The organism is Vibrio sp. 99K-1, assembly GCF_013114585.1.
Taxonomy (GTDB): Bacteria; Pseudomonadota; Gammaproteobacteria; order Enterobacterales; family Vibrionaceae; genus Vibrio; species Vibrio chagasii_B.
This window is the reverse complement of sequence record NZ_VTXF01000035.1, coordinates 24,082-37,801: the sequence shown is the minus strand read 5'-3', so window position 1 is coordinate 37,801 and position 13,720 is coordinate 24,082. Positions and strand designations below refer to the sequence as shown.

Annotated in this window: 16 protein-coding genes; 3 read left to right on the top strand and 13 right to left on the bottom strand. The window is 44.9% G+C overall.

The window, feature by feature from the left end; translation table 11 throughout:
• Nucleotides 1-71: 71 nt before the first annotated feature.
• The 3 genes from ftsX to ftsY form a co-directional block, all read right to left on the bottom strand.
• Nucleotides 72-1,040: a permease-like cell division protein FtsX gene (ftsX, locus tag F0228_RS22275; protein ID WP_061034235.1), complete on the bottom strand. Its 969-nt coding sequence runs from the start codon at nucleotides 1,038-1,040 to the stop codon at nucleotides 72-74.
• Complete coding sequence (gene ftsE, locus F0228_RS22270; RefSeq protein ID WP_004740528.1) at nucleotides 1,030-1,704, bottom strand: cell division ATP-binding protein FtsE; 675 nt, start codon at nucleotides 1,702-1,704, stop codon at nucleotides 1,030-1,032. The genes ftsX and ftsE overlap by 11 nt, the downstream gene beginning before the upstream one ends.
• A gap of 77 nt (nucleotides 1,705-1,781) precedes the next feature.
• The gene (gene ftsY / locus F0228_RS22265) at nucleotides 1,782-3,011 is read right to left on the bottom strand and encodes a signal recognition particle-docking protein FtsY (RefSeq protein WP_171762756.1); all 1,230 of its coding nucleotides are present in this window, start codon (nucleotides 3,009-3,011) and stop codon (nucleotides 1,782-1,784) included.
• A 230-nt stretch (nucleotides 3,012-3,241) separates the two neighbouring features.
• Here ftsY and rsmD point away from each other — a divergent pair, with 230 nt between their 5' ends.
• Nucleotides 3,242-3,844: a 16S rRNA (guanine(966)-N(2))-methyltransferase RsmD gene (rsmD, locus tag F0228_RS22260; protein WP_171731723.1), complete on the top strand. Its 603-nt coding sequence runs from the start codon at nucleotides 3,242-3,244 to the stop codon at nucleotides 3,842-3,844.
• A gap of 10 nt (nucleotides 3,845-3,854) precedes the next feature.
• Nucleotides 3,855-4,121, top strand: a complete 267-nt coding sequence (locus F0228_RS22255) for a DUF1145 domain-containing protein (RefSeq protein ID WP_004740523.1) — start codon at nucleotides 3,855-3,857, stop codon at nucleotides 4,119-4,121.
• Nucleotides 4,122-4,198: 77 nt separating this feature from the next.
• Here the strand turns inward: F0228_RS22255 and F0228_RS22250 are convergent, their stop codons facing one another.
• From F0228_RS22250 to F0228_RS22235, 4 genes are all read right to left on the bottom strand, one after another.
• The gene (locus tag F0228_RS22250; RefSeq protein WP_008221866.1) at nucleotides 4,199-4,783 is read right to left on the bottom strand and encodes a YhgN family NAAT transporter; all 585 of its coding nucleotides are present in this window, start codon (nucleotides 4,781-4,783) and stop codon (nucleotides 4,199-4,201) included.
• A 171-nt stretch (nucleotides 4,784-4,954) separates the two neighbouring features.
• On the bottom strand, nucleotides 4,955-5,191 hold the full coding sequence (locus tag F0228_RS22245) for a YecH family metal-binding protein (RefSeq protein ID WP_008221868.1): 237 nt from the start codon (nucleotides 5,189-5,191) through the stop codon (nucleotides 4,955-4,957).
• A 90-nt stretch (nucleotides 5,192-5,281) separates the two neighbouring features.
• Nucleotides 5,282-5,902, bottom strand: coding sequence for a lysoplasmalogenase (locus F0228_RS22240; RefSeq protein ID WP_061034239.1), 621 nt, complete (start codon nucleotides 5,900-5,902; stop codon nucleotides 5,282-5,284).
• 927 nt (nucleotides 5,903-6,829) lie between these two features.
• Entirely contained in the window at nucleotides 6,830-7,204 is a 375-nt protein-coding gene (locus tag F0228_RS22235) for a hypothetical protein (protein ID WP_004740517.1), read from the bottom strand.
• 244 nt (nucleotides 7,205-7,448) lie between these two features.
• Between F0228_RS22235 and F0228_RS22230 the strand changes: the two genes are divergently transcribed.
• Complete coding sequence (locus tag F0228_RS22230) at nucleotides 7,449-7,778, top strand: DUF2500 domain-containing protein (RefSeq protein ID WP_004740515.1); 330 nt, start codon at nucleotides 7,449-7,451, stop codon at nucleotides 7,776-7,778.
• Nucleotides 7,779-7,847: 69 nt separating this feature from the next.
• Here the strand turns inward: F0228_RS22230 and F0228_RS22225 are convergent, their stop codons facing one another.
• From F0228_RS22225 to F0228_RS22200, 6 genes are all read right to left on the bottom strand, one after another.
• Nucleotides 7,848-8,861 carry an acyltransferase gene (locus F0228_RS22225; protein WP_171731721.1) on the bottom strand — a complete coding sequence of 338 codons (1,014 nt, stop codon included), beginning with the start codon at nucleotides 8,859-8,861 and terminating at the stop codon, nucleotides 7,848-7,850.
• A gap of 124 nt (nucleotides 8,862-8,985) precedes the next feature.
• A complete protein-coding gene (gene arsJ / locus F0228_RS22220; protein ID WP_171762755.1) occupies nucleotides 8,986-10,206 on the bottom strand; it encodes an organoarsenical effux MFS transporter ArsJ in 1,221 nt (406 codons plus the stop codon).
• A gap of 222 nt (nucleotides 10,207-10,428) precedes the next feature.
• Entirely contained in the window at nucleotides 10,429-10,920 is a 492-nt protein-coding gene (locus tag F0228_RS22215) for a cyclin-dependent kinase inhibitor 3 family protein (RefSeq protein ID WP_171731720.1), read from the bottom strand.
• Between the two features lie 18 nt (nucleotides 10,921-10,938).
• The gene (locus tag F0228_RS22210) at nucleotides 10,939-11,943 is read right to left on the bottom strand and encodes an ArsJ-associated glyceraldehyde-3-phosphate dehydrogenase (RefSeq protein WP_171762754.1); all 1,005 of its coding nucleotides are present in this window, start codon (nucleotides 11,941-11,943) and stop codon (nucleotides 10,939-10,941) included.
• 112 nt (nucleotides 11,944-12,055) lie between these two features.
• Complete coding sequence (locus F0228_RS22205; protein WP_105057908.1) at nucleotides 12,056-12,397, bottom strand: metalloregulator ArsR/SmtB family transcription factor; 342 nt, start codon at nucleotides 12,395-12,397, stop codon at nucleotides 12,056-12,058.
• 99 nt (nucleotides 12,398-12,496) lie between these two features.
• The gene (locus tag F0228_RS22200; protein ID WP_171762753.1) at nucleotides 12,497-13,717 is read right to left on the bottom strand and encodes an EAL and HDOD domain-containing protein; all 1,221 of its coding nucleotides are present in this window, start codon (nucleotides 13,715-13,717) and stop codon (nucleotides 12,497-12,499) included.
• Between the last annotated feature and the right edge of the window lie 3 nt (nucleotides 13,718-13,720).

The window sequence follows — 13,720 nt, the reverse complement described above, 5'->3', positions numbered from 1 at the left end:
TCAATTCGTCTATACAAGGCAAAAACTGGTTAAGAAGTGCCTATTTTTCGTCTAAATATGACTCTATTCACCTAAACAGGTTCAATTTCTTTTAGGTGACGCTGTGCAGAAAGCTTCGCAGCCACACTACCCAGCAGGGTTCCAACGATCAAAAGCAGTAAAGATTCATCCCAGCTTAGGCCAATTAAGCGGAAGTGGCTGTCGTAAAGCTGAGCCAAGTCATCCACTGCGCTGTTCAGTAACACGGTAATTAATGCCGTCATTACCCATGCGCTAATCGAACCTAATACGCCGAACCACATACCTGAATATAGATATGGTCGAAGAATGTAGCTGTCGGTGGCACCAATCAGCTTCATGGTTTGAATCTCTTCCTTATGCGCCAACACATTAAATCGTAATGTGTTGCCGATAATCAAAAACACAGCGCCTAACATCAATACCGTTAGGGTAATGACGATGACAGCGGCTAGCGCTTTAATCGCGTCTAATCTTGCTAACCAATCTTCGTCTAAACGAACATCAGTCACTAATTCTTGTTTTTTAACTTGGCCTGCCAGCTCTTTGATTTGAGCATCGCTTTGTACGCTTGGTGTTATCACTAACACGCCTGGCAGTGAATAGTCGTCGAGAATAGTTAGGGCATCATCAAAGCCAGAATACTGGCTGAGGTCAGCAAGCCCTTGTTGAGGTGAAATGTACTCTACCAGCTCAACTTGCTCCCAACTCTCGATTTCATCCTTAAGCACCATCACTCGAGGCTCAGGAATGCCATCCTCTACATAAGCACTAATTTGTGACGGGCTGGTGACATCTTTTGCCACTTCACCTACGTTTTTCCCTAGTAGGTACAAACACGCAGGCATTGCTAAAGCCATAGAAATAACCGCAAGCGTCAGCAAGTTACCTAACGGACGTTGCCACATCTGCGAGAACGATGACTTAGCTTGCTTCCAATGCACCACAAAGAAACCGTCACTTGAAGTGCGGTTTGCAGCGCGATTAGATTGAGGTTTTTTGATGCGCTTATTAGCGGCCATAGTCTTCAACCTCACTCAAAAAGCCTTGGTTTAATTCAAGATGACGGTATTGAGGGCGAGTGTTCACTAACCCGATATCGTGCGTCGCTAGGATGATCGTCACACCGGCACGGTTAAACTCTTCAAACAGTCGCAATACGCGGTTAGATAATTCCGGGTCTAGGTTACCCGTAGGCTCATCCGCAAGCAGCAGAGTTGGGCGGTTGACCACAGCACGGGCAATGCCCACTCGTTGCTGTTCACCACCAGAAAGCTGGCTTGGCAAACAGCGTGCTTTATCTAATAAGCCAGTCTTGTCCAACGCAGCACTGACTCGGCGCTTTATTTCATTTTCAGAAATAGATTCGATACGCATAGGCAGAGCAACGTTATCGAAGATAGAGCGATCCATCAGCAGACGATGGTCTTGAAAGACAATCCCAATATTACGACGTAAGAATGGGATGTCTTTAGCAGGAATACGAGTGATATCGTGATCGTTGAACCAGACACGCCCATCAGTCGGGCGCTCAATCGCGCAAATCAACTTCAGCAAGGTACTTTTACCTGCACCGGAATGCCCGCCTAAAAATGCCATCTCTCCACGTTTGAGATGGAAATCCACTTTTTGGAGTGCTTGGCGTCCGCCTCGGTAGGCTTTGCTCACTTGCTGAAATTTGATCACCGAAAATTCCTCTTACGATCACTAATATCAAATTTAAAACGATAGCAGGTTAAGGATAAACCACTTTGCTACTCGCGTTACTCTTCGCGGCTAAATAGAGCTTCAATGAAGTCTTTTGACTCAAATGGACGCAAATCATCAATACCTTCACCAACACCAATGTAACGAATTGGAATCTGGAACTGATCGGCAATTGAGAAAATCACACCACCTTTCGCGGTGCCGTCTAACTTCGTTAGCGTAATACCGGTTACTGGTGCAACTTCACTGAACAGTTTCGCTTGGCTGATAGCATTCTGACCTGTACCAGCGTCAAGTGTTAGCATGATTTCGTGCGGTGCAGAGTCATCAATCTTCTTCATGACACGAACAATCTTGCGTAGCTCTTCCATCAGGTTGCTCTTGTTCTGCAAACGACCCGCTGTATCGGCAATCACAACATCCACGCCACGAGCTTTAGCAGCTTCAATCGCATCGTAGATAACAGATGCACTGTCTGCGCCTGTGTGTTGAGCGATAACCGGCACATCGTTACGCTGACCCCAAACCTGAAGTTGCTCAACAGCTGCGGCACGGAAAGTATCACCCGCCGCTAGCATCACTTTCTTGCCTTCGTTTTGGAATTGTTTCGCTAGCTTACCGATAGTGGTTGTCTTACCAACACCATTCACACCAACCATTAAGATAACGTAAGGCGTTTTCGTAGTATCAACCACTAATGGCTGTTCCACTTGGCTTAAGATGTCTGCCATCTCTTCTTTCAGCAGACCATAAAGCGCTTCGCCATCTTTTAGGTCATTGCGAGATGCTTTTTCTGTCAGGTTTTCAATGATCTTAACTGTGGTGTTCATGCCCACATCCGCGATCAGCAGCTGCTCTTCTAGCTCTTCAAACAGATCATCATCGATTTTCTTGCCTTTGAACAAGCCAAAGAAGCCTGCACCAATGTTTGCTTTAGTACGGCTTAGGCTACGCTTAAGGCGAGCAAAGAAGCTTTCTGTTGGCTTCTCTTGTACTTCTTCAACCTGAGCTTGAGGCACAACTTCTTGTTCCTGTTCTGCTTCTGCTGCGACTGGTTGCTGCTCATCTTGAGCCTCTTCCAGAGTTTGCTCTGACTCATCAGGCTGAGATTCTACTGACTGAGCGGTTTCCGCTTCAGGCGCGACTGGTTCAGCCTCGACTTGTGATTCAACTTCAGTTTGATCTTCAACGTTTTCTACGTTCGCTTCATTCTGAGTTTTTGGGCTTTGTTCTTCTTCACCAAAACCAAGCCACGATAATAATCCGCGCTTCTTTTTTTCCGTCATCAGAGGAGTTTCCTAGATCTACTAATTAGCTGTATTGGCTTAATGCACGTCGACTCTTTGCTATTGTTATACAATACAAGCTTGTACAAACGAATAGTAAAGAAAAATGACAAAGCAGTGATAAGTTTGCTTTTAGCTTGATACACTTTGTCATTGCAAATTTATTTAATACTCGAACCAACTTAAATTGGGCTCGGTATAGTATCACTTTATTAGCGGTCAAAAAATCTATGGTAAGACGTCGCCAGCAAAACACATCACAAAAAAAGCCTTCCGGTGGCTTTGTTCGAATTATTAGTGGTTCATGGAGAGGTAGAAAGCTGCCTGTTCATGATTTAGAAGGCTTACGCCCAACCATTGACCGAGTAAAAGAGACACTCTTTAACTGGGTCGCACAAGATATCCCAAATTCGACCTGCTTAGACGTATTTGCAGGTTCTGGTGGTTTAGGTTTTGAAGCAGCTTCTCGCCAAGCAAAAATGGTGACACTGCTCGAAATGAATCAAAAGGCCGCTAAGCAGCTTTCTGATAATGCTAAAGAGCTCAAAGCAGACAACATCAATGTGGTAAATACTGATGCTATCTCTTTCCTCAAAAAGCCAGGAACACCTTACGATGTGGTATTCCTTGATCCACCATTTCGTAAAGGCTTGCTAGCAGAAACGGTACAGCTACTTGAGAACAATGGTTGGCTTGCGGACGACGCGATTATTTACGTCGAAACAGAGAAAGAACTCAAGCTAGAAGCAATGCCAGAAAACTGGGAACTGCACCGCGATAAGACAACTGGGCAATCGAGCTACCGACTGTTCAACCGAATCACTGAAGAATAGGAATGATTGAATGAATATCTTGCTTCCATTAGCCAAAGCCGCTATTGCCTTTGTATGGTTTGTGTTGATCGTCAACATTTTCCATCCGTTCCCTGGTAATGCTGCAATTGCGCTTTACATCATGACAGCGTTCTTGTTCTTTATGCACGGCTTACAAATGCTGATCTTTATCGGTGCGTTCGGCGATAAAATCGAAATGACGCGTTGGGAAAAATGGTCCATTCTGATTTTTGGAATCTTCGCCCTGCTCGATATCCGTCGTAAGTACATGATGTAATTGAAGCTGTTACCAAGCAACAGATACCAAAACGCCGCTCAGTTGAGCGGCGTTTTTATTGAATGATGATAGCAATACTAAGCCATGTAGCCCTTCACACCGTCTAAGAACATCTGTGTCGACAACATAACAAGCAATAGGCCCATCAGACGTTCAATCGCTTTAAGCCCTCTCTCACCCAATACACGCAAGAAGAAGCCATTAAACATCAGAATAAAGAAGGTAGCGCCCCATGCCAGCATCACAGCGGCTGAAAGCTCGAGCATGTTGTCCGGGTGCTGGGTTGATAACAGAATCAATGCCGCAATCACTGAGGGACCTGCAATCATTGGGATCGCCATCGGCACGATAAACGGCTCTTCCCCTGCCGCAAGTCCTGTAATGCTGCCTGCGCTCGGGAAAATCATCTTAATCGCGATGATAAATAGAATGATACCGCCAGAGATGCTCAAGGTTTCAGGCTGTACGTGTAGGAAGTTCATGATGCTTTGACCCGCAAACAAGAACAGCAGCAAGATAACCAGTGCGAACATCAGCTCACGAATCAGAACAATACGGCGACGCTTCGGATCAATATGCTTAAGGATAGAGAGCACGATTGGCAGATTGCCAAGCGGGTCCATGATAAGAAACAGCATGGTTGCTGCAGATAAGATTTCCATAAGTTTGTCTCGAAAAGCGAAGATGCGCGGAGTATAGCAGTCTCAACATTGATTTTCGAACGCAGTCATCAGCTGACTAACTTATGTCATTGCAGCATGTTAACGAGAACAAACAGGCAAGAATAGACAGAGCGGATACCACAAATGCATCCACTCTCAAATCACTCAAGATTAGTGATTACACACTCGCTCGCGATTCGTGCACAACTTGTCATCGACAAGCACGACCTTTTCCATCTTCAGGAAAAATTTCAGCAAGCCATCCAGATCGAGACCATTAAGCTTACAAGTATGGAAACGAGCTTCAGTGCCATACATCTGAGCCAGTTCTTGTGTCAGCTCTTCTCGAGTCAGAGGCTTTTCACTGAGTAGGTTTAAAACGTTGTGTGCGTGAATTTCGGTAGTCATAACTCAATCTCATGTTTAATGAATTACACGTAGAGTACCGAGTTTGAGTGAAGCTGCCTTGATATAGCTCAGGCTTGGAGACGCTCTACCCTAAATGGTCAGAGAGGCTACGATAAGAGCATGGGCGAGAAAGTAGCTGCCCGTTACCCAGAAGTAAGCACTTTTGATTGGGCTGCGGTAACAGTTAAGTGCATAAGCCAGTGCCGAGAGCAGCAATACGCTACAACCTGCAAATCCAACCGCGTGCGATAACTTAGGGTCAAGCAACCAAACCTCACCAGAAGCCCAAGTTAACTGAATAAGTACAATCCCCATAATCACAACTGGGAAAACAAGTTTATCTAGACGTGGTAGCAGTAAGAAGAAAGCCACAACACAAGCAGCTAAGAGTAAAGCGAACAACCACCAGACCATTTCTCCAGACAACTGCAACCAAAAGGCTTTGCTATAGCAGAGTTGAGCTAGCAGAAAGCAAACAAAATATAGGGGACGTTTTTGAGTGAGGGTGTGAAATACATCTGCGATCGCCGAGATCGCGAGGCCAGCAACGACCCAATACGTATAGTCAGCAACAACAGACTGAGTTAAAGCAATGATCGCTAATAATACAAAGGTAAATACCTTATACGATAAGGCCTGACCGATATGTCCTTGTTTCGTTCCTGCTACTGCTCCGATACCAGATAAGGAAACCGCTAACCAACTCCACATACCACTTGCCCTATTGCTTTAAATCGTCGCCAGTCTAGGCACACGAATATTGATGTAAAGCCTCAGCCCCTCAAAATTGGATCTTGATTACGCTTCCACTAAAAAGAGCATCTTTAGATTGAAGTCGTCACAATTAACGATTCGAGAATGGTGATTCGTTTAAAACTGCAGCAAATCATTATAAAACCCTCTTAAACTTCGCTTAGAGAAGCCAGATCCCGTTTTCACCTAGTTATTCTCTCAAGATTTCCTTCTTTGCCCCTAAAAAACGCCCATTATCGACTTTAAAAAATAAAACAACGAACATAAAAACCAACTATTAACAGCAACTTACAAACGAAAAACATGAATTAATTGGAAAGTAAAAACGTCATTCCAACCTAGACTTATAAAGTGGAAAAGTTACTTTTAAAATGACGAGTTTTGTCAGTTTTTTTTAAGCTCCATGTAAAAATCACCACAAAAACCAAAGCAAAAACCATAAAAACCATCAAACCCACACCCATAAAGCACCAAGCCTTATTAATACAATTTAACAACCATTAACAATATAAATTACACAAAACAACCATTATAAAACAACGACTTAAATCAATTTAGAACAAACATAAATCACAACGAACAAAATAAGAACACACCAAAAACCACACTTAAACACACCAAAAAAAGCCATATACCAATACTTTTCTACTACTTTTGAGGCTTTCGAAAGTAATTCTTGATCTAAAGCTATAAGTAGTGCTATTCTTTAAAACATAGCGAGAGACAACCAAATTTAGGAGTAGTGTTATGATTTCATCTTCGCAAAGACAAGGACTTGTAATGATCGCGGTAGTTGTTGGTCTAATGACACTACCGATGATGTACTAAGCAAGTTACAGATAAAAAAAGGGACGCCATGAGCGTCCCTTTTTTTATTCAATTTTTTCATTTCGAAAACAGATGTAACGTTAATACATCCCAATTCGCATAGTAGAAACCCGCGGCAGCCAAAGTCATTGCCATCATCAGCAAAATCGCAACTCGCCATATAAAACGACCACTACGTGGAGTCAGCTCCTTCTCGCAGTCGTTACACATCATGATGAACTTATGTTGATCTTCCAACTTAGCATCATGTTCGTTCACTACTTTATTTCGGCACGTCGCGATATAACGCAACTTGCTTACCATATCGTGCGGTAGCCTTTCTTCACAGCTTGTTACGAGCTCATGCAATCCTTCGCCTTCAGCGTGATATTGAAGTCTCAATAATTTCTCTATATTGCGAGTTCTTGTCACCACTTTTTCAATATCGGTCATCTTGGCCCTCCCACTCCACACTATAATTCTAGTCGAGCATTTCCTTATTCTTATACAAAATCACTGCTATTTACGAGAGAAAGAGACAATAAATAACAGTGCTTTATCCCAAACTGGCCATTAAATGTGATATCTGCCGAAAAATAATCAGCTTTGCTTACAGCAGTTCACGAATAGCGGCTTTAAACACATATCCCTATTGCCCGAAAGACTAGAATAACCATTACGACTACATGGAGGTTATATGCCTAACTCACTCTTTTTTGCCATCTTTGCACTCGCAGGTCTCGCGGCCTGGGTATTTCTTGTTTTTTATCGAAAACACATGCAAGGCGAGAACGCACCAGAAAAGAAAGTGAACGTCACGGTATTAGATAAACAATCCATCGACCTTCCTGATGCAGAACCAGGTCAAGAAGACCAAGAGTATTGGATTTATGTTCAACGCGGTGTAGTTGGTCCGAAACGTGAATTCCAAGTCGGCATTCACTACTTCCACGCTCTTAACCCTGGTGACAAAGGGACTTTAACCTACCAAGGCGATAAATTCTTACACTTTGCGTTGAAGCGCTAACCTTAGCGCTTCATCCTTTCCTCATCGATAATCAGCAACAAACCAATATCGAAATGCCTTAGCGTATCGCTAAGGCAATAGCCAACGTGTCTTCTCTGACTTAGAAACGATCCAGCTCATCCACAGTGCACCCGCTCCGCTAATCACTATCCATAATGGAATAACCCAAGCTGGGTGACCTTGGTACCAACCAAACTCTTTCATTGGCCACAAGAAGATTGGGTGCAGTAGGTAGATACCCAAACTGTGTTTACTGATGAAACCAACCACTTGATTGCCTTTGTCTGACAACCCTTCTCCAAAGTAACGACACAACATAAACACCATGCTCGCAGCTAATACCGTATTCAAGGTTTTGTAGGAGAACCAACGACCAACCGTGTACTCTTCTGCAGCTAAGCTCGCATCAACCACCATATAGACTGTGGTCAACAGTGCCAATACGCCAAGTCCAGCACTCACGCTAACGGTAAACTTATTAAGTGGGACTTTCTTGTACAGCAGATACCCCAGTGGCAAGTAGCCAGTGTAAAGCCACAGCTCATGGCTCCAAGGACCATCGATTCTGAGTAAGAACAGTAACGAGGTAAACAACCACACCGCAGTGAAGCTATAAACCGCCTTATCACCATACTTTCTCACCATGATCTGTAAGAACGGAATCACAAAATAGAGTGGAATGAAGTAGTAGAAGAAACCTAAGTGATAGTAGGTGTAGTGGTGATAACTATTGAGCAGTACATCCCAACTGACATTGGCATCAAAGCCCATCGCCGACCATCCAGACAGGTAGGTATAAAAAAGCGACCAGACAATAAAAGGAATCAATACCTTACCCAAACGGCGCTTTAGATAATACTTGGCATCAAATGGGCGCTGGTCACTGAGCATCAGGGCGCCAGTTATCAATATAAAGACAGGCACCGCCCAACGGCTGAAACCATTGACCGTGATCGCCGTTAGCCACTCACCAAAAGGAATGGTTCCTAGCTCGTTGCGATAAGGTGCCAAAACATGAATCGCGATAACCGCTACGGCCGCGACACATCGTGCTAAATCAAAGAAGAGAATTCGCTGCTTCATGTAAATGCCTGATTAATATTCAATCATTCTACTATAGCAATAAAAAAGCTGACCGGAATAAATACCAAGTCAGCTTATTGTTAAAGGAGAAGCATATCGCGATTTTATCGAATCCGACGGAAGCTTATGCCGCTGAGGTTTGTGGCACCTTAGGCAAGCGTAACGAAATCACCGTCGTTATTGCTAAGAACGCGAACGAGACCCACAAACAAGCTGACAAGCCGCCGATTTGGAATACCAAGCCAGATAGGATTGTGCCTATTAAGCGACCCATCGCGTTCGCCATGTAGTAGAAACCCACATCAAGCGACACACCATCGCCTTTCGCGTAACTGACAATCAGGTATGAGTGAAGCGATGAATTAACCGCGAAGATGGCACCAAACACCATCAAGCCGCCAATGATCACCAGTTCTGGTTGCCATGCTATCTGCACCGCATAAGCGATACCCGCCGTTACCAGAGCCAGTACGCCCGCCCATAAAAGTGCTGCATCTCCATCAGGCACCTTGCCCTTCGCTTTACCGGTAATCTTAGGCGCTATGCCTTGTACAAAGCCGTAAGCGATGGTCCAAGCCGCTAAAAAGCCACCTACCCAAGAGTGATCCCAACCAAATACGCTACCAAGATAAATTGGCAGAGCAATCACGAACCACACGTCACGAGCACCAAACAGGAACATGCGCGCCGCCGACAGGATATTGATGGATTCAGACTTAGAGAAGATCTGTTTGAACTTAGGCTTGGTTTTCGCCTTACCCATGTCTGCCTCTAAGCTCACCACACTGCCGATGAAGACCAGTGTTAGCACAGCCGCCATCGCAAGCACAGCGTATTGGAAGCCAATGGTTGAAAGCAGCAAACCACCAATAAAGAAGCCTGCACCTTTAAGCGCATTCTTAGACCCGGTCAGAATCGCGATCCACTTATACAAGGCACCTTGTTGCTCATCCGGCACCAAAGTCTTGATTGAGCTCTTGGCACTCATCTTGTTGAGGTCTTTAGCAATACCTGACAACGCCTGCGCTGCCATTACCCATGGGATGGTCAACATCGCTGATGGCAATGCGAGCATCCCCAAGGCGAAGACTTGCATCCCGAGGCCAATGTTCATGGTCTTGTTGAGGCCAAGACGCGCCCCCAGCCAGCCACCAATTAGGTTCGTCACCACTCCAAAGAATTCATAGAAAAGGAACAGTGAGGCGATCTCTAACGAGCTGTAACCAAGGTCGTAGAAATACAGCACCACCAGCATGCGCAGTGCACCATCAGTAATGGTGAAATTCCAGTAGTTGAAAGTCACCAACATGTATTGGCGAACACTCTTGCTTAGATTTGAAAACATAACGCTATCTCTGCAATCAAAACAAAAAGAGCTTTTAGATCATAGGTGTCCAAAAGCTCTAATTCCTTACTTTCCACTTAACTCATACTCAAAATAATTGGAGTTGCAGCTAGGCAACAAGCAAGTTCAGCCCTATGAGCACAGGTGTTCTATGTGATTAGGGCGGCCGGCGCTCCGGTGAACTTGCGCAGTTAACAACGCTGCAGCTTCAAGTATGAAGAGCTACGCAGAAGCAACGCCACTGATGTACTCAACCTGGATAGGTTTAGTGAAAGCACCTGGACGCAGTGCTTGAACTTCTTGAACGATCTTGTCGAGGTCCCAGCCTTTTTCTAAAAGCAGGTGAGCTGCGAACAAACCTGTACGACCTGAACCACCCATGCAGTGCATCGCTACTTTCGCACCGCTATCGACGATTTTATGTAGCTCTGGGCTTGCTGCAGACCATTTCGCTGCAAACTCGGCACCCGGTGCACAATCGTCTTCGATTTCGATTTGGAACCACTGCATGCCTAGTGCACGTGTTTTCTCACCCAGTGCTGCTACGTCTTTGCTTGTTAGCTCTGCATCATCAAGTGCCGTTACGATAGCTTCAACACCCTGCTCTTTCAGTTGTGCTAGAGATGCATCAAGGTCAGCATCTTTAGTACCTGGGCATGGAGTCAGGATTAATGCGCCTTTCTCAAGGTCTAGTTGCCACGTTGGATGTGTCATAGTGTCTTCTCCAGATTCTTATTTAGAAAGGCCGACAGTACGCACTAACTCAGCGGTGCGTGTCGCGTAACCCATCTCGTTGTCGTACCAAGCGTAGATCTTAACCATACGCTTACCAACCAACATGGTAGACAGTGCGTCAACGATAGTAGAACGTTGGTCGCCTTTGTAATCGATAGAAACCAGTGGACGCTCTTCAAAGCCAAGAATGCCTTTTAACTCATTCTCAGACGCTTCTTTCAGCATCGCGTTAACTTCTTCTGCTGTCGTGTCTTGCTTCACTTCGAAGATGATGTCAGTCAGAGACGCGTTCGCTAGTGGTACACGAACTGCGTGGCCGTTGATGCGGTTTTCTAACTCAGGGAAGATCTCAACAATCGCCTTAGCAGAGCCAGTTGTTGTTGGGATTAGGCTCATGCCACATGCACGTGCACGACGTAAGTCTTTGTGCGGCGCATCTAGGATAGTTTGCGTGTTAGTTAGATCGTGAATTGTGGTGAATGACGCGTTCTCGATACCTAGCTTCTCGTTGATTACCTTAACCACAGGAGCGATACAGTTAGTTGTACAAGATGCTGCAGTCACAATCTTATGTACTGCTGGGTCAAAGATGTTGTCGTTAACACCAACAACGATGTTTGCGATGCCTTCTTCTTTCACTGGCGCCGATACCACAACGCGCTTCACGCCCTGCTCTAGGTATTTGTTTAGGAAAGATGTCTTACGGTGAACACCTGTCGCTTCGATAACCACATCACAGCCAGACCAATCGATCGCGTCGATGTCGCGCTCTTTGGTGGTTTTGATGCGTTGACCGTTGATGATCATCTCATCGCCTTCAACCGAAACTTCGTGGTTCCAACGACCTTGCACTGAATCGAACTCTAAAAGGTGCGCCAGTGTTGCAGTGTCGCCAGCAACGTCATTAATTTGTACAAACTCTAGCTCAGCCCAATCGAATGCTGCGCGAAGTGCTAGACGGCCGATACGGCCAAAACCATTAATACCTACTTTCACTGTCATCGTATTTTCTCTCAGTTAATTGCCTTCATATTTGAAGCCGCAGCGTTGTTGACTACGTTCACTTGTCGCCTAGCTGCAACTCCAACTATTTCGGCAATAAGTTTTAATGTATTTAAACGCAACATTGAGGGCGTGAAGCTATCGCTTCTAAGCGCTCAATGTCTTGTTGGTATTCAGTTTTCAAACAGTTCGATGCGATAAGGTCATCAATTAACTTTAGCATCCAACCCGGTAAATCTTGTGACAGGCGGTAAAACACCCACTGCCCTTGGCGAACGTCAGTCAAAATGCCGTTTGAGCGTAACTGCGCAAGGTGGCGAGAAACCTTTGGCTGACTTTCTTGCAATGCCTGAGTCAACTCACCAACTGAAAGGCACTCTTGGCGCACAATCAACATCAAGCAACGTACTCGCGTTTCGTCAGACAGTAATTTAAAAAATTGGTGAGGAAGCATAACTACATACTCATATATGGATATGCGTATATCTTAGTTGTAAAAAAACGCACGTCAAGGCGTGCGTTTTAAATGTCATAAAAGTTTAATAAAGCAACACTACAGCTTGTTGGTCACTGTGTGACTCCAGCGACGCGCTTCTGTAAGTTCAGTTTTCACCTGATCCACGCTAAGCCCTAAGTCAGCGCAGTGCTCATCAATCTGCTGCCAATCCGCATGCTCAAAGCTCTCTTCAAGGGCAAGCAAGGTACCGTAAGGGCCTTCCCTACGTAATAGAGCAACCTTGATACTTTTACACAGCGGCAACTGCTCGACTAAGTTCTCTAGCGACAAATCCAACAGCGCATCTAACAAGGAGAATAAGCCAATCATAAAGGCCTGCTCTCTATACCCTTCAAATGCCTGATAGCGAGACATACGCTGACAAAACTGGGCACGCTGTAGGGACAGTCCATACAGCTCTTTCGGCTTTTTATCAGAGACATAAGAGGCTACGGCTAACGAGACAAACATTTTCAGTTTCTCTTGCCCCAAATACACCAAAGCCTGACGAAAAGAAGAGATGGTCACTTCGAGGCGCGGCGACATAGTATTCACAAAACGCAGTAGCTTGTATGAGAGCGCCACGTCTTTCGCAACAATGCTTTCGACCCGTTGAAAATCCACATCGGGCTTACACACTTCTTGGAACAGCTCCATAGCAATAACTTGCTCAGGGCTAATGTATTTACTCTTGATGATTTCCGGCTTATTGAAGAAGTAACCTTGAAAAAACTTAAAACCAGCCTCTTTGGCTTGCTGGAATTCTTGCTCGGTCTCAACACGCTCCGCCAAAAAACTAAACTTCTTCCCTTGATGCGCCCTAACTAAATCACACGCTTCATCCAAACCCATCTGCATGATATCGAGCTTTACGATATGCGTATATCTGAGGAAACGTTCCCATTCTGGGGTCGAAGTAAAATCATCTAAGGCGATCATATAACCCGCTTGGTAAAGGTCTTTAACCGCTTCCAACAATTCATCTGTCGGTTTGCAGGTTTCCAGAATCTCTACCACCACTTTATCTTTCGGCAAACTTAAGGGCAGTCGACGAATCAAACTTTGATAAGGGAAGTTAATAAAGCAGCGTGAAGATGGAATTGAAGGGTTAAGACCCACAGACAAGAAGTTCTCAACAATCAGACGATACGTTGCTCGATTAGACTCAATATGCGCTGGGTACGCATTCTTTTCTCCATCGCGAAATAACAACTCATAGCCGAGTGTATTCCTCTTGCGATTTAAGATAGGTTGTCGAGCAACGTATGTAGCGGTCATTTC

Bases quoted from the DNA above. Each gene is read 5' to 3' on its own strand.
- F0228_RS22250 (WP_008221866.1), bottom strand. From the start codon at position 4,783: ATGGAAATCTTATCTGCAGCAACCATGCTGTTTCTTATCATGGACCCG.
- F0228_RS22225 (WP_171731721.1), bottom strand. From the start codon at position 8,861: ATGAAGCAGCGAATTCTCTTCTTTGATTTAGCACGATGTGTCGCGGCC.
- F0228_RS22215 (WP_171731720.1), bottom strand. From the start codon at position 10,920: ATGACACATCCAACGTGGCAACTAGACCTTGAGAAAGGCGCATTAATC.
- F0228_RS22240 (WP_061034239.1), bottom strand. From the start codon at position 5,902: ATGTGGAGTTGGTTAGCGGTTTCCTTATCTGGTATCGGAGCAGTAGCA.
- ftsY (WP_171762756.1), bottom strand. From the start codon at position 3,011: ATGACGGAAAAAAAGAAGCGCGGATTATTATCGTGGCTTGGTTTTGGT.
- F0228_RS22235 (WP_004740517.1), bottom strand. From the start codon at position 7,204: ATGACCGATATTGAAAAAGTGGTGACAAGAACTCGCAATATAGAGAAA.
- F0228_RS22210 (WP_171762754.1), bottom strand. From the start codon at position 11,943: ATGACAGTGAAAGTAGGTATTAATGGTTTTGGCCGTATCGGCCGTCTA.
- F0228_RS22205 (WP_105057908.1), bottom strand. From the start codon at position 12,397: ATGCTTCCTCACCAATTTTTTAAATTACTGTCTGACGAAACGCGAGTA.
- F0228_RS22230 (WP_004740515.1), top strand. From the start codon at position 7,449: ATGCCTAACTCACTCTTTTTTGCCATCTTTGCACTCGCAGGTCTCGCG.
- rsmD (WP_171731723.1), top strand. From the start codon at position 3,242: ATGGTAAGACGTCGCCAGCAAAACACATCACAAAAAAAGCCTTCCGGT.
- ftsX (WP_061034235.1), bottom strand. From the start codon at position 1,040: ATGGCCGCTAATAAGCGCATCAAAAAACCTCAATCTAATCGCGCTGCA.
- arsJ (WP_171762755.1), bottom strand. From the start codon at position 10,206: ATGTTTTCAAATCTAAGCAAGAGTGTTCGCCAATACATGTTGGTGACT.
- F0228_RS22245 (WP_008221868.1), bottom strand. From the start codon at position 5,191: ATGACTACCGAAATTCACGCACACAACGTTTTAAACCTACTCAGTGAA.
- F0228_RS22255 (WP_004740523.1), top strand. From the start codon at position 3,855: ATGAATATCTTGCTTCCATTAGCCAAAGCCGCTATTGCCTTTGTATGG.
- F0228_RS22200 (WP_171762753.1), bottom strand. From the start codon at position 13,717: ATGACCGCTACATACGTTGCTCGACAACCTATCTTAAATCGCAAGAGG.